This is a genomic window from Paenibacillus sp. EB106-05-06-XG162, from assembly GCF_058791655.1.
Genome location: NZ_JBYTDT010000002.1, coordinates 1 through 21,306 on the forward strand (window position 1 = coordinate 1; position 21,306 = coordinate 21,306).

Genomic DNA, 21,306 nt, shown 5'->3' on the forward strand with positions numbered 1-21,306 from the left:
CACTTTTTTAGCATGTCGTTCTCCCGTTTAAGTTTTTGGACCTGCCTGTCTTTGTCTACATATTCCTCTCGTCGTCCTCGTTGATCCATAAGTCCGAACTGACCGAGTTCTTTATACTTCCGCATCCATACTTTCAAACGATGTCGATCTGCTATCCCGAACTTCTCCATGATCCTACGGTACGTCCAGCCTTCCTCTAAATGAAGACGAATGGCTTCCACCTTTGTCTCAAACGAATACTCATTAAACTTCATTCCTTTTTTCCCCGGCATAAAAAATGCACCCCCTAGAATTTCATCGGATAAACCAGGGGTTTATTCCAATGTCTATTCTAAGGGGTGCACTTCATCACGAAGTCGGGGCTTTATTTCATGTGATGCTGCACGATGATCTACTTCATCGCGTCCATAGCTTCTTTATATTGTTCATACAACGGCTTCCACACTTTCTCACGCGACCCGAAGTCTCGTCCATCCAGCAGGGATGCAATGACGTCGAGGCAGACATGCCATCCGGCGAGGTCTCTCGGCGTATGCGGTGTGATTCGATGGATCGTCTCCTTCATCACGAGCAATGTGCCTTCTTGTGCTGGATGTAATTCGAACCGAACGGCATCTTCACCCCATGTAAACGCAAGTACAGCGTTATGCTCGAATGAGGTAATCGTCATCTCCTCGAATGTACCATTCTGCATGTCGAATAGAATTCGCCCACCTTCGCGAAGTGCTTCTACCCGCAGCTCCGAGAACCATTGCTGCAGCTTCTCGTTGTCGGTCAGGTAAGCCCATACTTCCTTGATGGGATGTTTCAATATGCGGCGGAATTCTGCAATGCAACCTTCTCCATTTGGCGCTACGTTCGCTAGCATGTCTCATTCCTCCTTCATTCGATTCTTAAGACTGATTGTATACTACGTTAAGGCGATCATGCCATACAGAAAAGACGCGATTCTAGGCTATGTTCGATGCAGTAGAGGGCTTCTTCCGCCGTGACCACGGATTCGGTCATCTCGTTCATGTCTTTCAGGCACACTTTCCCGGCGCGTGCTTCATCTTCACCGATCAAGATGACGTATCGAATACCTTGCGACGAGGCCGACGCTAGAGATTTCTTCAATTTACGCTTCGTGAAATCCGTCCGTGTACGAATACCGTTCGCTCGAAGCTCGGCCGCGATGCTTAGTGCTTCGGTAGCTGCGTCTCCAATGGGGATGACGAGGACGGAGGCAACCGGCAAGGGGTTCGCACGGTTCTTAAGCATCTCCATAATGGATTCCATCCCAAACGAAAGTCCAACCGTGGGATAATCGATGTCATTCCGACCAATGAGCTGTCCAATGATTGCATCGTATCGGCCTCCAGCACCTAAGCTGGAGGGATAGGATAGGGAAGCATCAAAGATTTCATAAACGGTCCCGGTGTAGAATGATAGCCCCCGCGACAGGAACGGGTCGAATGAGCATACTTGCGATAGTCCAAGGGATTGAATGAGGGCTAGCAGTGCACGAACCTCCATGGCCCCAGGGAGTCCTTGAAGCCCGTCGTACTTCAAACATTCATCAAAGGTACAGTCCTTTTTCGCAGCGAATTCAAGGATTGCATCGATCACACGTGAGTCCAGCCCCTTCGTGTTCAATTCTTCTTGAATTCCCATCGGTCCGATTTTCTCGATTTTATCGAGTGTCAGCATAACCGAGAGCATCTCCTGGGAGGGCACGCCTATGGATTCCAATAGTTCCCCAAGAAAACGGCGATTATTCCATTTCACCGTAACGGGGATTTCTAATCTGCGAAAAGCTTCAATCGCAAGCTGCATCAGTTCTGCCTCAGCCTCGGGGCCTTGAATGCCCACCACATCGACATCGCACTGTTGAAACTCACGCAGTCGACCGCGTTTCACCGGACCATCGCGGAAGACTTTGCCCATTTCATATCGTTTGATCGGCAAACTAAACCCTGGATTCATGGCGATCAGCTTCGCAAAAGGAATCGTCAAATCGTAACGCAGCCCCAGCTGCCGCTTCCCTTGGTCCGTGAGCTGATATATTTCCTTGATGATCTCATCCGCGCCTGCATACTTCGATGTCAGCAGTTCGAGCTCATTCAGTATGGTCGTATTCGTCCCTTCGAAATCATACAATTCAAAAACGTCCTGAAGTGTGGCTTGAATGTTGTGCCGAAGTGCTTGTTCTTGTCCCCAGAAATCATAGGTTCCTTTTACATTTTGCATAGCCGTCATCCCTCTCTTTTTGTAGGTAAAACAAAAAACGCGCCGGACCCATAGGTCCTGCGCGCCTCAATATGCCGCAGGTGGGCCAACGCGAGAAGCGTTAGCCCACCCTGAATTTTGATCAGGTGTGCTAACGCTGTTTGTAATGATGAAGTTGATTATTCCATTGGATGGTATCCATTGTGATGATCTCCTTCAGAACGTGATTTAGAACGATTATAGAGGATTCGCTGCGGACATTCAAGGGCTGTTTTCTCGAACCGGTTGCCTCTATACACCAAAAAGAGGAGAACACACTTCATGTGCGTTCTCCTCTTTCTCCTCTGAACGGTTACTCGTTCAGTTTAAACTTCTTCACTTCCTGATCGAGCTCAATGACCATATCGCGCAGAGTAGAAGCGGAGCTTGAGATCTCTTGCATCATGGCCATTTGTTCCTCGGAAGAAGCTGCTACGCTCTGTGAGTTCTGCGAAGCATTCTGGCCGATTCGAGCAAGCTCATCGAGGGATGCGGCAACCTGCTCACTGCTTGCTGACATTTGTTCTGCGGCTGCGGAGACTTCATGCACCTGCTCATTGACGCTCTGTAGTGCACCGACGATACCGCCAAAGGTCTCGCCTGCGGTATGCACCGCGCGTGCCCCATGCTCGACTTGATCCATGCTGGTGTTCATCGCAGTCGATGCCTGATGAATGTTCGCTGCAATATCGTTTAATAATTTCGAGATCTGCTGTGAAGAGTTATGCGATAAATCCGCAAGCTTACGAACCTCTAACGCGACGACAGCGAATCCTTTGCCGTGTTCCCCGACTCTCGCCGCCTCAATGGAAGCGTTCAGCGCTAAGAGGTTGGTCTGTCCCGCAATGTTCGTAATGGTGGATAGTATATGTTCAATCTCTTGGGATTGTTGTTGTAAAGTAGCCAGAATTCCCACTGTATTCGAGACGGATTGATGAATTTCTTGCATGTCATGAACGGATTGGCGGATGATCACATTCCCATGCTCCGCATTTCCGCTTACTTCGCGTGCATAATCGGACAACCGTGAAGAGGACTCTGCGATCCGCTGAATGCCCGTTGCCATTTCCTCCATCGCAATCTGGCTCTCCATTGCAGATTGCCTCTGTGTCTCAGATCCTGATGCAACCTCTTGGATAGAGCCGGCAATCTCTTCGGTCGCTCTGGAGGTCTGTTCTGCACTCATGGTTAGCACCTTGGACGAAGAGGTAACATGGTCCGCCGTGGTCTGTACATTCTGAATAAGCTGACGGATATTGTGAATCATCGCATTGAAGTTGGTCGATAGAATTCCGACTTCGTCTTGGTTATGGACCGGAATAGTAACCGTAAGGTCCCCCTCTGCGACACGCATACTGAGCTCGGACAACTTCCGAATAGGACGTAGCGTGATACGCACCAAGAAAATGACTAAGACGATGAACGAGAATACGACGGAAAGCGCGATTGAGACCGTTTTGATGAGCATGCCGCTCTGTTGTTTTGCCAGGAGGGAGTATTTAATGTCGATGCCGAATATGGCAAGCTTCTTCCCGTCCTTATCGGTAATGGGGCTGATGATACTAATCCATTCGCCAAAGTTATCTTTGTATACCTCGGACATGGCGTAGCCGTCTTGCTCCATCTGATCAAATGCTTTGGCAAATGCGCCTGTGGCTTCATAAGGGTCTCCTGGTTTGGTGTTCATATCGTACATCGCTTGGTTAGCAAGGAGGATGGTAACCCTCTTGTTATCCCCGTTGGAGGCAACTTCAGGTAAGTAAATATAGCTGTTCGAAATGATTTCATTCTGATTCATGCTGTTGAGCTGCCGCTGGAGACTTTGAATGCCTGGATCTTGCGTGAATTCATTCGTGCCAACTAATTTTTTTGCTTTCTCAATCTCCCCAGTATTCTGAGCAATCACATTTTGCAGCGTCCATCCCATGTTGAGAATTTCGTCCGTCTGCTGACTGCGTAATTGCAACCATGACGTGATCGTAAGAATACTCTCGAGCAGGAAGAATAACACAGCAAGAATAACGCTAGATTTGAAAATTAAACTTTTTCTGTTGACCCAACTTTTCTTTTTCACGATAAGCCCCCCAATACATTCTAAGAAGTACAAGACATCATTCCAGGTGAAGCTAATAAATATTTGTGATTGTGATTAATTATTTATCGTCATTATTCGCATCGAAGTTTAAGAATTTTATGTAAAAATCATATGCAAATGGAGAGGTGGATCAACAAAATGGAAGGCGTGGGAAATAATGATATTCAGCACGAAAAAACAGGACGATACCGTCCTGTTTTCTGCATGATTCCCGAGGTTTCGGTTATGAAGTGGTGTGGGTCAAATACCGTGCACGATACTCGTGCTCCAGCATGCTCATCAAGATCGCATCGTGATACTCGTGATTGTAGAATAGGGCGTCTCGCTGAATGCCTTCCTGCTGAAACCCTAATTTGCGATATACATGCTGCGCCCGCTCATTATAAGCGTAGACGTTCAGTTCGATTCGATGTAAATTCCGAATGCCGAATCCGTAATCGAGGAGCAGCAGGATCGCTTCGGATCCATAGCCTCGTCCTTGATGGCGCGCTGCACTGATCGCTATCCGTAGACCGGCGCTGCGATTGGTATCGGAGATGTCCTGCAGCGCAATATCGCCGATAATCTCGTCCGTTGCAGCATCCACGATGAGTAGGAGAATGCTGGATGAATTCTGCGATTTGCTATCGATGTAACGCTCGATCTGTTCTCTCGTGAAATGATGCTGCGTTCCGGTTAGACGAAGCATGTCCGTATCGTACAGCAGTTGATAATAAGCTTCCGTATCCGCGCTGTTCACCGGGCGTAAATAGATCTTCGTGCCTTCCAGAAATCGTACAGGACGATCCGCTTTGGCGTTATGACTCATGAGATGCCTCCTAACTTGATCGTGATTGATCATATTGTGATGTACATACCGTATCGCAAATCTGTATACTTGAGAATATACAGATTTGAATAATTCTAAAGGACAGATAGGGGTGCAAGATGCGTAAGGTCTTAATGTCGAAGCTGGACCCCGATGCGAAGGCTCCCCAGTATGCGCAATTATATGAGCAGGTGAAGACGGCAATTACCGAAGGGGAGCTGACAGAGGACATGCGGATGCCTTCGATTCGCTCCTTAGCCGGGACGCTCGGTGTTAGTGCGACAACGGTTGAATTGGCTTACAGTCAGCTTGTCGCTGAAGGTTTCTTAGATAGCCAGCCTAAGCGAGGGTATTATGTTCAGAAGCTCCCGGATCCTTACCGGCAAGCTGGAGGTAGCGAGTCGGGGCGAGCATTATCCGATGTATCGTCTATTCCCCGAACTGTGCCGGCGAGAGATAATCGAGAATATCAGTATGACTTTCATCTATCGAAGAATGATCACACGATATTTCCCTTTGAATTATGGCGCCGGCTATCGAATCAAGTGCTCCGGCAGAGCAATCAGGACCTGCTGTTCTATGGCGATCCGCAAGGCGAATACGGCCTTCGCGTGCAGATCAGTAATTATCTTCGTCAATTCCGCGGGTGTGAATGCACACCGGAGCAGGTGGTTATTGGTTCAAGCCAGCATCATCTGTTATCGATGATATGCCATTTCTTGAAGGGACGGTTACAGCATATCGGGGTTGAGAATCCGGGCTATCTTCTGCATGCGGAGACATTTAGACAGCAAGGGCTGCAGGTGTGTCCGATCCCACTTCAAGATAACGGCATGCAGGTGGAAGAAGTCTATGCACGACAAGTTCAGGCGGTCTGTGTATCACCTTCCCATCAATATCCGAGAGGGATCGTGATGCCGATCGCGAAGCGGCTTCAGCTGCTCGAATGGGCAGAGCATGTACAGGGATATATTATTGAAGATGACTATGATGGAGAATTCCGGTATCATGGTCGCGTGATTCCATCCTTACAGGGCTTACAGGGCGGGAATCGTGTGATCTATTTGGGTGGATTCTCGCAGGTGCTGGCTCCGGCATTTTGCATCCATTACATGGTACTTCCCCCTGACTTGATCGCAGTCTATCAGCAGGTTGAGTATAAGATGCTGCTCGAACAATCGGCTTCTCGCATTCATCAATGCACCTTACAAGCGTTTATGGAGCGAGGGCATCTGGAGAAGCATATCCGCAAAATGCGCAAACGATATGGGCTGAAGCATGATCTCCTCATCCAATCGATCCAAGAGGTGTTTGGGGAGAGAGCGATGATTATCGGGAAGGATGCGGGCTTCCACATTTTGCTGCGTATCGATCATCCGATTACGGAGCATGAGCTAGTCTTGCGCGCCAGAGAAGCAGGGGTTCGTGTCGCTTCGGCTGCCCATACCTGGATAGAACCGTCGTCATATCCCTATCGAGAGTTTTTCATTGGTTTCGCTGGGATTGAGCTGGAACGGATCGAACCTGGGATCAAGCGGTTATATGACGTATGGTTTCACGAACAAGGTTAAGAGCAGATCCAATAGAAAGTTTCATTTCAATTTCGCATATTTCACACATATAAGGTAGAATTGTAATCATAATGCATTAGGAGTTGTTGAGATGGCGAAAGAAGAAGTGATTTTGACCCCCGAGGGTTTAGAACAATTACAAGCCGAATTGGATGATCTTAAATATGTGAAGCGTAAAGAGCTCGCGGCTCGGATTAAACTCGCGATCAGTTATGGGGATTTGAAGGAGAACAGTGAATATCACTCCGCCAAAAACGATCAGGCGTTCATGGAAACGCGAATCTTGGTCCTTGAAGGCAAATTGAAGCGGGCACGTGTGGTGGATTCGAGCAACCTGGATCATTCCCAGGTGAATATCGGTTCGACGGTTGTTCTTCATGACCGTGAGTTCGCAGAGCAAGTGGAATATAAGATTGTCGGTGCTGAAGAAGCAGATGTTCTTGATAATAAGATTTCCTACGAAAGTCCGTTAGGGAAGGCGCTTCTCGGGACGAAGGTGGGCGATGTCGTTAAGGTTGAGGCGCCGATGGGTGTCATCAGCTATGAAGTGCTTGAGATTAAAAGGGTCTAATGGTGGACCCCTAGATAGGAAAGAGGATAAGGCATGAATAAAGCATCCATTTATGGATTAACACGCGATCAATTGGCTGCATGGCTGTCGGAGCGTGGACATAAGAAATCGAGAGCCCTGCAAGTCTGGGACTGGTTATATCGGAAACGGGTTACGGATTTTGCCGCGATGGAAGATGTTCATTCGGATTGCATCGCGCTATTGTCCGAGAATTTCGCCATCGAGACCTTAACGGAATATTTGAAGCAGGAATCCACGGACGGAACCATTAAGTTCCTGTTCAGACTGGAAGACGGCAACTTGATTGAGACGGTCCTGATGCGACATAAGTTCGGATTATCCGTCTGTGTTACGACGCAAGTCGGCTGCAACATCGGCTGCAGCTTCTGTGCGAGCGGGCTGCTGGCGAAGAGCCGTGATCTCACGAGCGGTGAGATTGTCGGGCAGATCATGAAGGTTCAGCATCATCTGGATGCGCAAGGGCAGGGAGAGCGTGTTACGCACATCGTGGTCATGGGGATTGGCGAACCATTCGATAACTTCACGAATATGTCCGATTTCATCAATGTGGTTAAGGACGCGAAAGGACTTGCGATTGGCCCAAGACATATCACGGTATCTACCAGCGGTCTGGCGGACAAAATTGAAGAGTTCGCAGATTCCGACCTTCAGGTGAACCTGGCGATATCGCTGCATGCACCGAACAATGAGCTGCGGACACGGATTATGAAGATCAATAAGGCGATACCGATTGAGCGGTTAATGCAGGCGATTGAATATTACCTGGAGAAGACGAACCGTCGAATTACGCTAGAATACATTCTGTTGAAGGATGTGAATGACGGCCTAGAGCAGGCTGTCGAACTTGCAGAGCTCATTCAAGCCCGTCCGCGTCTGAAGAAGCTGGCCAATGTGAATTTGATTCCGTATAACCCGGTAGACGAGCATAGCCAGTACCAGCGGAGTGAGCAGGAGTCTGTACGGGCATTCTTCGATGTGATGAAGAAGAACGGGATCAGCGTCAGCGTACGTCTGGAACACGGATCGGATATTGATGCGGCTTGCGGGCAGCTGCGGAGCAAGCAGATCAATAAAGATCGCACGGAAGCGGGTTAGGCGCAGCAACGACCCCATTCCCTGGGAAATAACAGAACAGAGCACCATCTTCACCTTAGGGAGGAGGATGGTGCTCTTTTTCTTATATCGTAACGCAAAATTCTATTTGGCGATAAAAACAACCTTTAAACGCGGTCGCTCATCTTTGTTAGTGCCTCGATAGAGGTGTTTCTCATTGGATGGCTACCGAAATCGGTCTCGATAAGACACGCTGACGATAATCATGAATTTTCTGAGCGTATGTCATGGCAAGCTTCTTCGCGGTCTGATGGTTCCCTGCATTCGCGAATACTTGGAACATCGGTTCTTCACTGTCCGGTAGAATCAAGGTCCAGCCTTCATCGTGGAAGATCTTAATTCCGTCGATCAGCTCGACTTGCTTGCCTTTTGTCTCTTCCATTAGAAATCGCATAACTTTGCCTTTGTCCGCCCACGGGCATTCGACTTTCTCCTTCAAGAGGGTGAAGTCGGGGATGGAATCCACGAGCTGAGATAGAGGCAAATTTTTGTCAGCCATCAGCTGCATGAGATGCACCAGCGTATAGAGTCCGTCGTTGTAGATGTGGAAGCCTTGGTTCTGGCAGCCTTCCATGATTGAGCGCGAATCCGCTTTGGTGCGAATGACCAAGCGACCCATCTGCGCCGCGAGAATCTCAGCGCTGTGTGAGATGTTGACCGGGACGTAGAGCTCTGGATGATCGCTATGGTTCAACTGAATCATGATCTGCAGGATCGACAGCATGGATTCAGAGATTACTTCACCTTGGTCGGTAACGACATCGATCTGCTGCCCATTGGCATCTAATCGGATACCGAAATCCGCCTTACTCGATGTCACCCAGCTCGCGAGCTCGTCAGGGGAGGATGTAACCCGGTTGAGTTGAATGACTTTGCAGCCGAGAATCTCGAGCAATTCCGGGATAATTTGCTGCAAATTCCGGTAATCATATTCCAACACGACGGTATAGCCTTGGGATTCAATCGAACGGTTTCCGACGAGCGAGAGGAGATGTTCGCGATATTGAAGGCGAACGTTGGGCGCGGTTCTTGCCCGCCCGACCTTGCTCGGATGAATGAGACGGCTGTCCTCTTGAACATAGGCGTTTTCGATTTTCCGTTCCGCATTCTTGCGAAGCGGGAGGCCGGCATCATCGAGGAATTCGATGACGAATTGCGTGTCGCTACCTTCGGTAAGTGCGCGGATATGAATGCCGCCCACGCAATCGGAATGATGGACGGCGTGCCGCGATAAGGATGATGTCATCGAACCGAATTGATACGTATGAATCCCCGAAGCATGCAGGCCGGATAGGAACACATTAGCAATCAAGGCGGCAAATGGTGAAGAGTCATGGCTGACGCCCACCGTCACTCCTGCAGGAATTGTCGTTCCGTAAGCTAAGGCAAGACGATTGGCGAAGTTGGTCGTCAGATCGACATTGCATGTGCCGTTCACGCCCGATTGACCGAAGAGATTTTTGGATAAGCGATCACCCCGAATGAAGGAATGTTTGACGGTCGTATGATGATCGATGATTTTATTCGGGAAGATTTTAACGCCTGGTTGGACGATGCTCTTCGTCCCAATCTGGCATCCGTCTCCGACAATAGCTTCTTCGTGGACGATAGCCCCGGACTGTACAATCACATTTTGACATAGCGTAGCGCCTTTGACTTCTGCGCCTAGCGCAACTAGATTATTCCGCCATAGGACAGCGCGCTCTAGAGACGTATTGCGGCCCAGAATAGAGCCTTCGCCGATAATTGAGTAAGGTTCAAGCGTAACATGAGGCTCCAGAATGCAATCGGAGCCGATGAAGCAAGGGGATTGCAGAATGACGTCTTGGTCGATTTTCACATGTTCGCCCGTCCAGATGCCTGGTGCAATTTCCGTGCCTGGCATCGCGATGTTCACTTTACGATCCAGCATATCGAATTGCGTCTCCCGATATTGCGTCAGGTTGCCGATATCTGACCAATATCCGTCTGCTACGTAAGCATATAGCGGCTGATCTTGAGTCATAAGCAGTGGGAAGAGGTCTTGACTGAAGTCGAACACTTGCCCGCGATCGAAGTAATTGAACACGTCAGTCTCTAGAATATAGATACCTGTATTGACCGTATCGCTGAAGACTTCGCCCCAGCTCGGCTTCTCAAGGAATCGAATGATCTGGCCGTCATCATCGGTCATAACAACGCCGAATTCGAGCGGGCTGTCGACATGAGTCAGAATGAGCGTTCCGATGGATCCTTTATGGCGGTGGTATTCGATCGCTTGCGTTAAGTCGAAGTCGGTCAGAGCATCCCCGCTGATGACGATGAAGGTCTCGTCGAGGAATTCTTCCGCATTCTTAACGCTGCCTGCCGTACCTAATGGGCTATCTTCTTCAAAATAGTGCAGCTGAACGCCAAAATCGGAGCCGTCTCCGAAATAAGAACGAATCATTTCAGGGAGATACTGTACGGTTACAGCAATCTCGGTAATCCCATGCTGCTTAAGCAGTTCTATGGTATATTCCATCACAGGACGGTCTAATAAAGGTACCATCGGTTTAGGTGTGTTACTGGTCAGCGGGCGCAGACGCGTCCCTTTGCCTCCTGCCATAATAACTGCTTTCATCTTAATTCCCCCTGTTCTTCATCCCGTTTTTTAAATCTTCGGTCGCTGCGACTTCTTGGTACGCGAGATGGTCGAACTCACGATGCAGCGTGCGGTGGTACGTATGGATCGTCTGCCGAGCAATATGATCCCAGTTATACGCAGTAGCTAATTTATAGACAGCTTGCTGTGCCATGCTGCTCGCCAAATCTGGATTCTGCAGCATTTGGATCACATGCGAAGCAAGCGATGGAACATCGCCAGGAAGGACGGTATAGCCATCCTCTCCATAGTTCACCATCTCCTGAAGGCCTCCCGTTCCAGAGACAATGACAGGTGTTCCAGCAGCCATCGCTTCGAGCGCGACAATGCCGAAAGGTTCATATAGACTTGGAAATACAGCGATGGAAGCCATTTGGAACAATTGATTTCGCGTCGTATCATCAACGAATCCAGTGAAGAGGACGTGGTGGTCCACGTTCATTTGTCTCGCTTGCGCCTGGAGCTCCTCCATGACGGGACCTTTACCGCTGATGATGAATTTCGTATTCGGGCAGCTCGCCAGAATAGTAGGGATGCTATCTAGCAGAATATGCACACCCTTCTCGCGAACGAGTCTACCTACGAAGTACACGATGCGCTCATCGGGCCGTGCGAATTGCGCTCTAATGGATGCCTCGACCTCTACCGGCTGAAGGAGCTGCGAATCGACGCCATTGGCAATGGTGTCCAGCTTGTCGGCAGGTAATTGGAAGAGTCGAATGAGCTCTTCTTCCATATAACGGCTGCACCCAATGACCCGCCATGCTTCATAAGTCAGCTTCCATTCAAGATGATGTATGGCATGTTGAAGTTCACTATAGATTCCTTGATTACGTCCATGCTCTGTCGCATGAATGGTGGCCACGAGCGGCAGATGGAACTGATGCTTCAGCGCTGTGGCGGCCTGACAGACCAGCCAATCATGTGCATGGATCAGATCGAATGGACCGTAATGGGCAATTAATGGCTTGCAGTAGTCCGTCATGGCAAGGTTCAGTTGGAACACCCATTCCATGAAGCTAAGGTCATGGGCCTGATACGTTCTGACGCGATGTACATGAACGCCTTGATTCACTTCGTAAGCAGGGTACCCGTTGACATGCGAGGTAATGACATGGACTTCCATGCCCTGCTTCGTCAGGCTGCGGGTGAGATCATACACATGCCGTGATAATCCGCCGACGGTCATCGGTGGGAATTCCCAGGAGAGCATTAATATTTTGAGCCCATTTCGAGCTTGCTGGACTACGTCATGCAGTTCAGCTGTAGCTGCAGGATATGAGCGGTAGATCCGGTAATCGAGCGAAGGGAAGATGTCGTCCCGGTGTTCCGCTTCTTGCAGCCAAACTTCATCGATCATTCCGCTGCTGAGTGCACGATAGAGCTTCTGGAATCGGTTCATATGATTCTGCGTCCGCTTGACCGCATAAGGCACCATCGTCTTGTTATCCATAATGAACGCCCAGTCGCTGCTCTCGGCGAGCATCAATTGCTTCGCGGCCTGATTTAGTGCACGCTGCTCGAGATCCGTTGGATTAAGGAAGCGATCTGCGAGTTCGATCATCTGTTCTTCCATCCGGTGAAGGTGGCGATAGATCCAAGCATTGTCCTGCCCGAGCCATACTTCGCCATATCCGGCGCGCCCCCAACTGGAGAAGGCCAGCTGACACTGTTCATTCTCGTGATATTCGTGCAAATATTCGGCAGGTGTGATCATCTGAATGATCTGCCCGTTATCATGTGCTTTGCGGCACAATTGGTCGATAAAGCGAGGGCCTTCATACCACCAATGGCCGAACAACTCCGCATCATAGGAAGCGATTATGATCGGTTTGCGATCCATGTGTGCAGCGAGATGCTCCACTTGCCTCTCCCGATTAAAGAAGAAATTGCCTGCATGATTGGATGCTTTCGCTTCTGCCCAAGAGGGGCGGTAGGGCTCTTTATGCCCGTCTTGCCCTGTGATGCGGTAGTATTTGATACCGGTATGCAGACGAACGCCCGTCTTATGTAGGTAAGGCTTAATATATTCATAGTTCAGGTCATACCCGATATCCCGGTAATATTCGCGGTAATCATAATCGCCTGGATAGCCTTCAAGCGAGCTCCAAACTTGCTTGGAAGTCTCTTGATCTCTGGCAAAAGCCGCCACGCCATGCGGGGTTACGACCGGGCCATAGACACCGCGCCGCGGCTTCGGGCTCGCATGATTCAGGCTGTGCGTATCGGTGAAGAAGAAATCGATGCCGTAGTCTTTCAGAATGCGGTCTAAGCCTTCCTTCATGCCGCATTCGGGCAGCCAGATCCCTCGTGGACTCCGTCCAAGGAGGGCGGTATGTACCGAGATCGCATTTTCGATCTGCGAACGAATCGCTTGCTCGGTTTTCACATAAGGCAAGAAGGCATGTGTTGCAGCGGATGTAATGAGCTCCAGGTTCCCTGCGTCTTGAAATTTGCGGAAACCATCAATGATTCTGCCTTGGTAAGTCGTTACGAATAGGTCTTTGATGTGCTCAAATTGTTCGAGGTACTGGACGGCAAGGGGATGGAAGGATTCGTCGCCTTCGGTCCGTTCGCACTCGCATGTCGAGAGTTCAATCAAATTGTTGAGATAGCTGAGGTATCGTTCTTGGAGTAATGGGCTGGCTAACATCGAGAGCAGCGTCGGCGTTAACGACATTGTGATGCGGAAATCGACCCCGTCACGTAACAGTCCTTCGAATACGTCAAGCTGCGGAAGATAGGTCTCGGTCATGGCTTCGAACAGCCAACGCTCTTCAATGTAATCTTCACTCTCGGGATGGTGCACAAAGGGCAGATGCGCATGTAGGACAAGGGACAAATAACCTTTTACCATGCCTTGTTCACTCCTTCCTCTGTTGTATTGGTTGATGGCGCAGACAGGGAATAGCCTGTAAATGCGTTGTGCCATTCGGGGGCTGGGGCTGGATTCGCTAGCTCCAGCGTCACGGCGTGATATTCCGTCCAAGAGCTCTCGTCTTGAGGCGGAAGTGTTACTGTATTCGAACGTAGGAGTGTTACAAATCTCCCATCGAGAGTTGTTGTTCCGTAATCTACAATATAAGTGCAGTTCGCTTCCATCCCCATAACGAACCAATTGTCGCTATCTGCATGAAGCGCAATGTCTGTCGAACGGTTCCAGTGCTCGCCGTTAAAATCCAGACACGTAATATCATACACACGCAGGAATTTGGGCAGGTTATGAAATCCGGTGTGGAAATGTTCTTCTGTCATCTGCTTCCGCTGACTCGTGATATCCCAATAGACGTAGAGCGATGAAGGATCTCTTGGCATGATCGTGATGTGATCGAGGATCTCATCAATCGGTTGCAAATGAGCTTCGTCAATCTCGGGCGGACATGACATGACGTTATGTACTGCTGCAGCAACATGCTGCGATGCCTTATTGCGCTCCTTCGCCAAATGATAGTTCAGTTTGCCATAGGATACGCCGAGCTGTTCTGCAATTTCTTTACGCGTTCGTCCTGCTTCTAGTAATCGCATTATGTTTTCAATATCCAATGAACTTGCCCTCCAATTCCTTATTTGAAAATGAGAAGAAAGTCACTCACGGGCTTCCTTGTTCTTTTCATAGATTAGTGTATAGGATATGCCGTGATAAGTTTGCCGAAGTATGAGCGAGGATTTCAGGACCTTTTGTAGAATTTTCGAGGTTCATTGCACATTTTGACAAAATAAAAAGCGCCTCCGAGAAGAGCAAATCTCGTAAGCGCTTTATTGAAAAAAGGCTGGTTTAGGAATGGTCAAGCAAGGTTGCTGAGCAGGTTCGTCTCGGCCGGCAGTGCTTCTTTGGCCAAAATATACATGGCGCTGCTCCACCCGAGCGGGGTATTCGGATTCGCCGCCGCTGTCCCGGCATAATATAGCTCGGGCAGAACTCCCGGCTTCGTCATGACGCGTTCCGTCTTGTGAATGTAGTGATTCGCTTCATCCAGACGGCCGAGTGTTATATGGCATAGGGCAAGCCATGGCAACCCGAATGTCCATTCCGCTTCTGTCCCGCGATAGAATTCACGGGGATGATGCCTGCCATGGTGATGTTCGAGGGTGCTGTAGTAGCTGTCTCCCTCGTAGCGGATCAGACCGCGGTCTCGCAGCAAGTGCTGCTCTGCACGCTGCACGATAATATCCCCGAGCATGCCAGTAAATAGCCTATAAGGGTACACCAGGCTGAGCTGCGCCAAATCGGTTGATTTCTCCTTACTTTCATGGGGAAAGAGGGTGAGCAGGGCATGAAGCCCCTTGTTGACCAAGGATTCCGATACAAGTACGTAAGGCTCGACGGCTTTAAGTCCGGCTACGCAAGCTCCGATAGAGGATGCATGCACTTCCCGGGATTCTTCCCACATGCCGTTATCCGGGTCATGCCAATATTCGATGTGGCCTAAATATTCGACTAAACGCTGAACGATCTCCAGATCTTGGGCATCACGGAACATCCGCTTGCCTTGTGCGAGCCCAGAGCCGATTCCGAAGAGGAAGGCTCCGATCATATCGTGCTGTGCGTGGCCCCAGTTCTGATCATGAATTTCAAGGACATCCTGCGGAGAGTAACGGGCGTGTAGGTACTCCCATTCATACGTAGGCTTGTGCTTCGAGAGAATATGCAGCTTCCATTCATATGTGCGGAATAAATCTAGCAGCCGATAGTAGGTTGTCTCATAGATTCGATTCGGCTTCGTTAAGTAGGGTAACGACATATAGACGCAATCGCGAATCCAGACATATTGATAATCCTTCGACGGACTGGCGACATATAAACCGTGGGGTAGGCGTAATTGATCCAGGATCTTATAGCTCTCAGATAACATATTTAACTCCTCCTTGAATGTTCGATAGGATGATTTCTATTAAGTAGTTTGCCCGATTTCTGTTTCTATTAAACTTGTAATCGTCCATGTATAATGGATATAAATAGAAATGACTGGGATGGCCTGTCTTGGGATTGAAAGGGAGCATCGAAGGTATGAGGGTTATGATTGTGGATGACGAGCGGCTGGCGCTGCAGAGCATGATGAAGCATTTGAAGGAATTAGGGGCGTTCAATATTACCGGGGTATTCCAGAATCCGCGGGAAGCAATGGATTGGGTAATGCGCGATGCCGTTGATATAGCGTTTCTTGATATTGAGATGCCGGAAATGAGCGGTATGGTGCTAGCTGAACGGCTCATGGAGATTCGTCCTTCGATTGAAATCGTGTTCGTAACAGCTTACAGTCATTACGCAATCGATGCTTTCGAGATCAATGCGCTGGACTATTTGATGAAGCCGGTACAGCGGAGTAGGCTCGAGAAGACCGTACGGCGGCTGCAGGAACGTACCCATGTTGAACGTGAGGCGAAGAAGCCGGAGCCGCAAGCAATGCTGGGATGTCTACTGAATTTGCATTATCGAAATGATGCACAGGACATTCAGACCTTCCAATGGCGTACAACCAAGGCGCAGGAATTGTTCGCTTACTTGATTCACTACCGAGGACATACCGTTCATAAGGAGAACATCCTTGAATGGATGTGGCCTGCGTATGAGATGGAGAAATCAACGGCGCATTTGCATACGACCATCTATCAAATTCGTAGAGTGATCAAGCAATTGGGGCTGGATATTCAGGTCAAATATCAAGATGAGGGGTACCGGTTGGAACAAGGGAGCGTGCATATCGACGTCGATGTCTGGGAGCAAGGGATTCGCTCGGCCCCGCCTGTCGTACCGGAGACGCTGCATCATCATCATGCATTACTGGATCTGTATCGCGGTGACTATCTGGAAGACCATCGGTACTTCTGGGCCGAGAGCGAGCGGGAGCGGCTGAGCATGATGTGGTTCGTCCATGCGAAGCAGGTGGTCGATTACCACATGCAGTTAGGGCAGTATACGGAGGCGATGCTGCTGCTCCAACAGCTGCAGGAACGGTATCCTTATGTGGAGGATATTTATTTTGGAATGATGAAGATTCACGCGATGCATGGCAATTTAGGGGAAGTGAAGCGCCAGTATGAGCGGCTTACGTTCACCTTGCAGCAGGAATTGGGCGTTGGGCCAAGCGAGGCGCTGCATACCTGGTATGCGCAGCATTTTAACTAAAAAATAAAGGTTGTCCATGCAAATGTAACGCACGACCCCTGCCACGAGCGTGCGTTTTTTGTCGTGCAGCAGTCCTGTTCAGTTATTGTTCAGCGCGTCGTATTAGAATGGCCCCTAGAGTATCTGGAAGGAGGAGAAATAGGGTGAAACATACTGGAAGGTTAGTCATGATGCTTATCACGGTCACGTTAGCGATGAGCTTGAACGCTTATCTCATGTCGATCCATTCGCTCAATATATATATCATTGTCATCTCTTGCAGTGCAGTTGTTTTGTCGTGGTATGGAGGTAAGCATTATGACCAGGTGCGCGATGAAGCGGAACGGGATTCGCTCACGACTGCGTACCGGCGAAGAACCGCCTATCTTCTGTTCGATCGACTGCAGCAGAAGGCAAGACGAACAGGACGGGCGGTCGCTGTATTTTTTATCGATATTAATGATTTTAAGCTGATTAACGATCATTATGGTCACGCCGTAGGCGATGTCATGCTGCGGAAGACTGTGGAAGCGCTAATGGAGGTGAATTCTCGTCAGACCCATGTCGTCCGCTTCGGCGGGGATGAGTTCCTCGTCCTTACGTTATGTGACAGTGAAGCTGAGCTCGAAGACACCCATCAAGAAATGGTGGAGCGTCTAGAATCCATCCCTGCATTAACTGCGGTATCCCTTACCGTCTCGATTGGACGTGCATGGTACCCGCAGCAGAGTACGCGACTCGATGATCTCATCGATTCTGCCGATCAAGAGATGATACATGCGAAGAGACGTGTGAAGCAAGGAAGGCGGAACACCGCAGTACGCTGAAGAACACGCGCTCTTTTTGTGAAAAGCCCCACTCTACTCGACCGAGCAGAGTGCGGGCTTCTTTGTCGTTCGCAGTTAATCGCACTTTTCTATCCGTAAATGCGTCAACTACGGGTCATCTATGAAAATTTCAGAAAAACATCAACATTTACCAGTAAGGATTTGCATGTTATTTCTGTAAATTTTTGATATAATGTAGCGATTGTTTTGAGGAAGTTTTCATAGATTTTCTTAGGTATCGATGGTACGAAGGGGGAAGGAGGTATCCTATGAAGAAAAGCTCGCAAATAAATCGCTTGGATTGGGGTTTTGCTCTATTCATCGGGTTAATCCTGGTACAAGATTTGTTTATTTGTATGAAGGTCTATTGGGATCAATCGTTCACTATGCTTGAGCTCGTATTGTGTCTAGCAGGGGTGCTTGCGTATTTGATAGGTTTTTGCGTTCCAGCAGGCGTATCTGTTGTGAGCATTTTCATTTTTATGGTGAGTTATTTTGTATGGATCGCTACGGTTGCGCCTATAAATCTACTAACCATCTCATCACTGGTATGGATTCCAGCGAATACGGCGGTTGCTTCGTTCATCCGAACCAAGTTCATCGGCTCGAAGCGAATGATGGAGAGGCTTGACGCGCTGAAGGATGTGAATCCGCAGATTGATTTATATACGGAGCTGGAGAATAAGGCGAGTTTCGCGAGTACGCTTGTGAAGCAGTCGAGTCTAGCGAATCGCTATGCGAAGCAGTACAGCTTCTCTATGGCCTTGTTCCAGATCGAGTTCCGTCCACTAGTATTGGAATCTCTGGGGTCGGAAGGATATGGGCAGTTGCTTCTCAACATATCGCAGACGATTCAACAGCAGATCCGCTACGAAGATTACAAATTCAGCATCGGTGACGGCCAGTTTGTCATTCTGTGTCCGATGACCGACCAAGACCATTTCTACCGCGTTACAGATCGCATCAAGCAGGCGATTACGGCTATTCCGCTCGTGGACAAGAAAGGGCAGACACTGTCGCTCATTGTTCGCGCAGGTGCGATGTCCTTTAATCAAGCGGACCTCGCGAAGTATCAGCAGGTTGATGATGTCATTGCAATGTTGGTGCGGCGGACGGAGACGGATCTTGTCGGGGAATATATTTAGGGGAGGTTACGGAATGCAGACCTCGATGGGTACGCATTGGTTCATCATTGTATGTATGATTGTGACAGGTTTTTTTGCTGTGGCTGTCCTGGGATTGACGATCGTAACCCTCCGATTCCGGGCAAGGGTGATTCGGGATTTCGATCGGAGGAAATGGGATGATTGTTGAAGGCTTCTTGTTATTCGCCATCGTCAGTATCTGGATTGCAGTATTCGAATCGGTCGTCATGATGTACGGGGCGATACGATTTATCCGTAGGGAACATCGGAATCCGAATGCCATTCCGGCGGATATGGATCATTTCCCAACCGTGACCGTCATGGTGCCGGCGCATAATGAGGAGATTGTTATTGCAACCACGGTGGAGCATATACTGGGTTTGAATTATCCGCAGGAGAAGGTTCAGATCATTGTCATTGCAGATAATTGTACGGATGATACAGCAGGACGTTTAAAGCGATTGAAGGCGAGACCGGCGTATCAAGACCGTAATCTACAGATTATGGAGCGGGTCGGTACGGGCGGCAAATCCGGTGCGCTCAATGATGCGCTCAAGCAAGCGACCGGGGAATGGATTTGTATCTATGATGCGGATGCCGCACCGGAGCGCAATGCACTGTTTTTCTTAGTGCAGAAAGCTATGGAGGAACCTGAGAAGTATGGCGCTGTATTTGGCCGGAATAAAGCGCGGAATCGGAATCATAATTTTCTGTCGAGCTGTATTAATTTAGAGTTGGTTACGATCCAACGGGTTCATCATACGGGGCTATGGGAGCTGTTCAAGCTTGGGACGATTCCTGGCACGAACTTCATCGTTCGGACCGTGCTGATGCGAGAGATCGGCGGATGGGACGAAGATGCGATTACGGAGGATACGGCGGTATCCTTCGAAATTCTAACCCGAGGCCAGCTGATTGCACTGGCGCCTAAAGCGGAAGCCTACCAGCAGGAGCCGGAGCAGCTCAGTGTCTACATGCGGCAGCGTGAGCGCTGGGCGAAGGGGAACTATCGCGTCGTCATGGATAATCTGCATCATCTATTCAATACGTCGAGCTGGCGGATTAAACTGCACGTGCTCTATTATGCAGCGAGCTATTTCTGGTTCATGATCGCACTGATCATATCGGATATTATTTTCGTAGTGAATATCGTGTATCAGATCATCGGGTTGTTCAATCCGGCGGTCGTCTCACCGTTTCAATTCACGAGTGACGTGTATATTTATTTGGTTATCGCGTGGGCGCTCATGTATTACATTTATGTACTGCAGATCAATCTGGCTTTAGCGTCGGATATTGGACAGAGCAACACACGTAACTTTATTTTGTCCTGTGTATCGTATTTTACGTATGCACAGTTGTTCTTAGTCATTTCCCTCAAAGCGTTCTATTCCATGGTCGTGGACCGCATCAGTGGTCGACAGAACAAGTGGTATAAGACACAGCGGTTTGATTGAAGAAGATTAGGCAGACCTTACGGGGTCTGCTTTTTTGCGTTCACCGATGCATTCATGAACGAGGTATCCAGCCTATGCGTCACATGCAGAATAGAACTGCTCGGGGGCTATCCGTTCTCAATACGAGCTGGTTTGGCTGGTAAAGGGGTTACTAATCGTCAACTTCGGTGATACAATTTGGTTAACATATGGGAAGAGGTGAGGCATTGCGTATTCAACTGAGAGGACATCATCTATTCTGCCTGCTTGGATACCGGGGAAAAGGCTATTCGGAGGGGTTCTGCGCGAACATGACCGAAATCTATGAGACATTGCGTACGAAGCCGGAGACGATGATTGAGATCGTCTCGGGGCCGGATGCGATCTGTGCCGCGTTCCCTTCGGATCAGCCTTCGCATTGTCACAACCGCACGGTGTACCACAAAGATCAAGAGATTCTAGAACGGGTCTTGATGAAGATTGGAGAAAGTGCAAGCTGGGCGGATATTTGTGAGGCTGTTGCGAGAAACGTCATGCCGGAAGATATTAACCAGATTTGCTCGGATTGCATTTGGCATCCGCTTGGTGTATGTCAGGAAGGGATTGCTCATATTCGCCGCAGCAGGGAGCTTCGGGAGCTGCCATAGGGATGATCATCCATTCGAGGGTTCAAAAAGCACGTACCGCGATCGCTGGTAGAGATGATATAGTAGAGATAGCGAATTTCAACTAGACGATAAAGG

18 protein-coding genes are annotated in these 21,306 nt (G+C 49.2%); 9 read left to right on the forward strand and 9 right to left on the reverse strand.

Going from position 1 to position 21,306, the window contains the following annotated elements:
- From AC3WU2_RS05850 to AC3WU2_RS05870, 5 genes are all read right to left on the reverse strand, one after another.
- Positions 1 to 272: helix-turn-helix domain-containing protein (locus tag AC3WU2_RS05850; protein ID WP_492452231.1), on the reverse strand; the 272-nt coding region annotated here is incomplete at its 3' end.
- A gap of 119 nt (positions 273 to 391) precedes the next feature.
- Entirely contained in the window at positions 392 to 868 is a 477-nt protein-coding gene (locus AC3WU2_RS05855) for an SRPBCC family protein (RefSeq protein WP_492452233.1), read from the reverse strand.
- A gap of 56 nt (positions 869 to 924) precedes the next feature.
- A complete protein-coding gene (locus tag AC3WU2_RS05860; protein WP_492452235.1) occupies positions 925 to 2,229 on the reverse strand; it encodes a histidine--tRNA ligase in 1,305 nt (434 codons plus the stop codon).
- 331 nt (positions 2,230 to 2,560) lie between these two features.
- On the reverse strand, positions 2,561 to 4,321 hold the full coding sequence (locus AC3WU2_RS05865; RefSeq protein WP_492452237.1) for a methyl-accepting chemotaxis protein: 1,761 nt from the start codon (positions 4,319 to 4,321) through the stop codon (positions 2,561 to 2,563).
- Positions 4,322 to 4,565: 244 nt separating this feature from the next.
- Positions 4,566 to 5,150, reverse strand: a complete 585-nt coding sequence (locus tag AC3WU2_RS05870; protein WP_492452239.1) for a GNAT family N-acetyltransferase — start codon at positions 5,148 to 5,150, stop codon at positions 4,566 to 4,568.
- A gap of 119 nt (positions 5,151 to 5,269) precedes the next feature.
- Here AC3WU2_RS05870 and pdxR point away from each other — a divergent pair, with 119 nt between their 5' ends.
- From pdxR to rlmN, 3 genes are all read left to right on the forward strand, one after another.
- The gene (pdxR, locus tag AC3WU2_RS05875) at positions 5,270 to 6,721 is read left to right on the forward strand and encodes a MocR-like pyridoxine biosynthesis transcription factor PdxR (protein ID WP_492452241.1); all 1,452 of its coding nucleotides are present in this window, start codon (positions 5,270 to 5,272) and stop codon (positions 6,719 to 6,721) included.
- A 91-nt stretch (positions 6,722 to 6,812) separates the two neighbouring features.
- A complete protein-coding gene (gene greA, locus AC3WU2_RS05880) occupies positions 6,813 to 7,292 on the forward strand; it encodes a transcription elongation factor GreA (protein WP_018754416.1) in 480 nt (159 codons plus the stop codon).
- 33 nt (positions 7,293 to 7,325) lie between these two features.
- Positions 7,326 to 8,408 carry a dual-specificity RNA methyltransferase RlmN gene (rlmN, locus tag AC3WU2_RS05885; protein WP_492452243.1) on the forward strand — a complete coding sequence of 361 codons (1,083 nt, stop codon included), beginning with the start codon at positions 7,326 to 7,328 and terminating at the stop codon, positions 8,406 to 8,408.
- Between the two features lie 172 nt (positions 8,409 to 8,580).
- On the opposite strand, the gene AC3WU2_RS05890 is transcribed toward rlmN, so the two are convergent.
- From AC3WU2_RS05890 to AC3WU2_RS05905, 4 genes are all read right to left on the reverse strand, one after another.
- The gene (locus AC3WU2_RS05890; RefSeq protein WP_492452245.1) at positions 8,581 to 11,028 is read right to left on the reverse strand and encodes a sugar phosphate nucleotidyltransferase; all 2,448 of its coding nucleotides are present in this window, start codon (positions 11,026 to 11,028) and stop codon (positions 8,581 to 8,583) included.
- A gap of 1 nt (position 11,029) precedes the next feature.
- A complete protein-coding gene (locus AC3WU2_RS05895; protein ID WP_492452247.1) occupies positions 11,030 to 13,906 on the reverse strand; it encodes a 1,4-alpha-glucan branching protein domain-containing protein in 2,877 nt (958 codons plus the stop codon).
- Entirely contained in the window at positions 13,900 to 14,592 is a 693-nt protein-coding gene (locus AC3WU2_RS05900) for a DUF4912 domain-containing protein (protein ID WP_492452249.1), read from the reverse strand. Before AC3WU2_RS05900 ends, AC3WU2_RS05895 begins: the two co-directional genes overlap by 7 nt.
- Positions 14,593 to 14,834: 242 nt before the next feature.
- Positions 14,835 to 15,902, reverse strand: a complete 1,068-nt coding sequence (locus AC3WU2_RS05905; protein WP_492452251.1) for a glycoside hydrolase family 15 protein — start codon at positions 15,900 to 15,902, stop codon at positions 14,835 to 14,837.
- A gap of 155 nt (positions 15,903 to 16,057) precedes the next feature.
- Between AC3WU2_RS05905 and AC3WU2_RS05910 the strand changes: the two genes are divergently transcribed.
- From AC3WU2_RS05910 to AC3WU2_RS05935, 6 genes are all read left to right on the forward strand, one after another.
- Positions 16,058 to 17,176 carry a response regulator gene (locus tag AC3WU2_RS05910; RefSeq protein WP_492452253.1) on the forward strand — a complete coding sequence of 373 codons (1,119 nt, stop codon included), beginning with the start codon at positions 16,058 to 16,060 and terminating at the stop codon, positions 17,174 to 17,176.
- 143 nt (positions 17,177 to 17,319) lie between these two features.
- Positions 17,320 to 17,982: a GGDEF domain-containing protein gene (locus tag AC3WU2_RS05915; RefSeq protein ID WP_492452255.1), complete on the forward strand. Its 663-nt coding sequence runs from the start codon at positions 17,320 to 17,322 to the stop codon at positions 17,980 to 17,982.
- A gap of 269 nt (positions 17,983 to 18,251) precedes the next feature.
- Complete coding sequence (locus tag AC3WU2_RS05920) at positions 18,252 to 19,127, forward strand: diguanylate cyclase domain-containing protein (protein WP_492452257.1); 876 nt, start codon at positions 18,252 to 18,254, stop codon at positions 19,125 to 19,127.
- Between the two features lie 13 nt (positions 19,128 to 19,140).
- Positions 19,141 to 19,296: a hypothetical protein gene (locus AC3WU2_RS05925; RefSeq protein ID WP_492452259.1), complete on the forward strand. Its 156-nt coding sequence runs from the start codon at positions 19,141 to 19,143 to the stop codon at positions 19,294 to 19,296.
- On the forward strand, positions 19,286 to 20,584 hold the full coding sequence (locus AC3WU2_RS05930; protein WP_492452261.1) for a glycosyltransferase family 2 protein: 1,299 nt from the start codon (positions 19,286 to 19,288) through the stop codon (positions 20,582 to 20,584). The genes AC3WU2_RS05925 and AC3WU2_RS05930 overlap by 11 nt, the downstream gene beginning before the upstream one ends.
- A gap of 206 nt (positions 20,585 to 20,790) precedes the next feature.
- Complete coding sequence (locus AC3WU2_RS05935; RefSeq protein ID WP_492452263.1) at positions 20,791 to 21,210, forward strand: DUF1284 domain-containing protein; 420 nt, start codon at positions 20,791 to 20,793, stop codon at positions 21,208 to 21,210.
- Positions 21,211 to 21,306 lie beyond the last annotated feature (96 nt).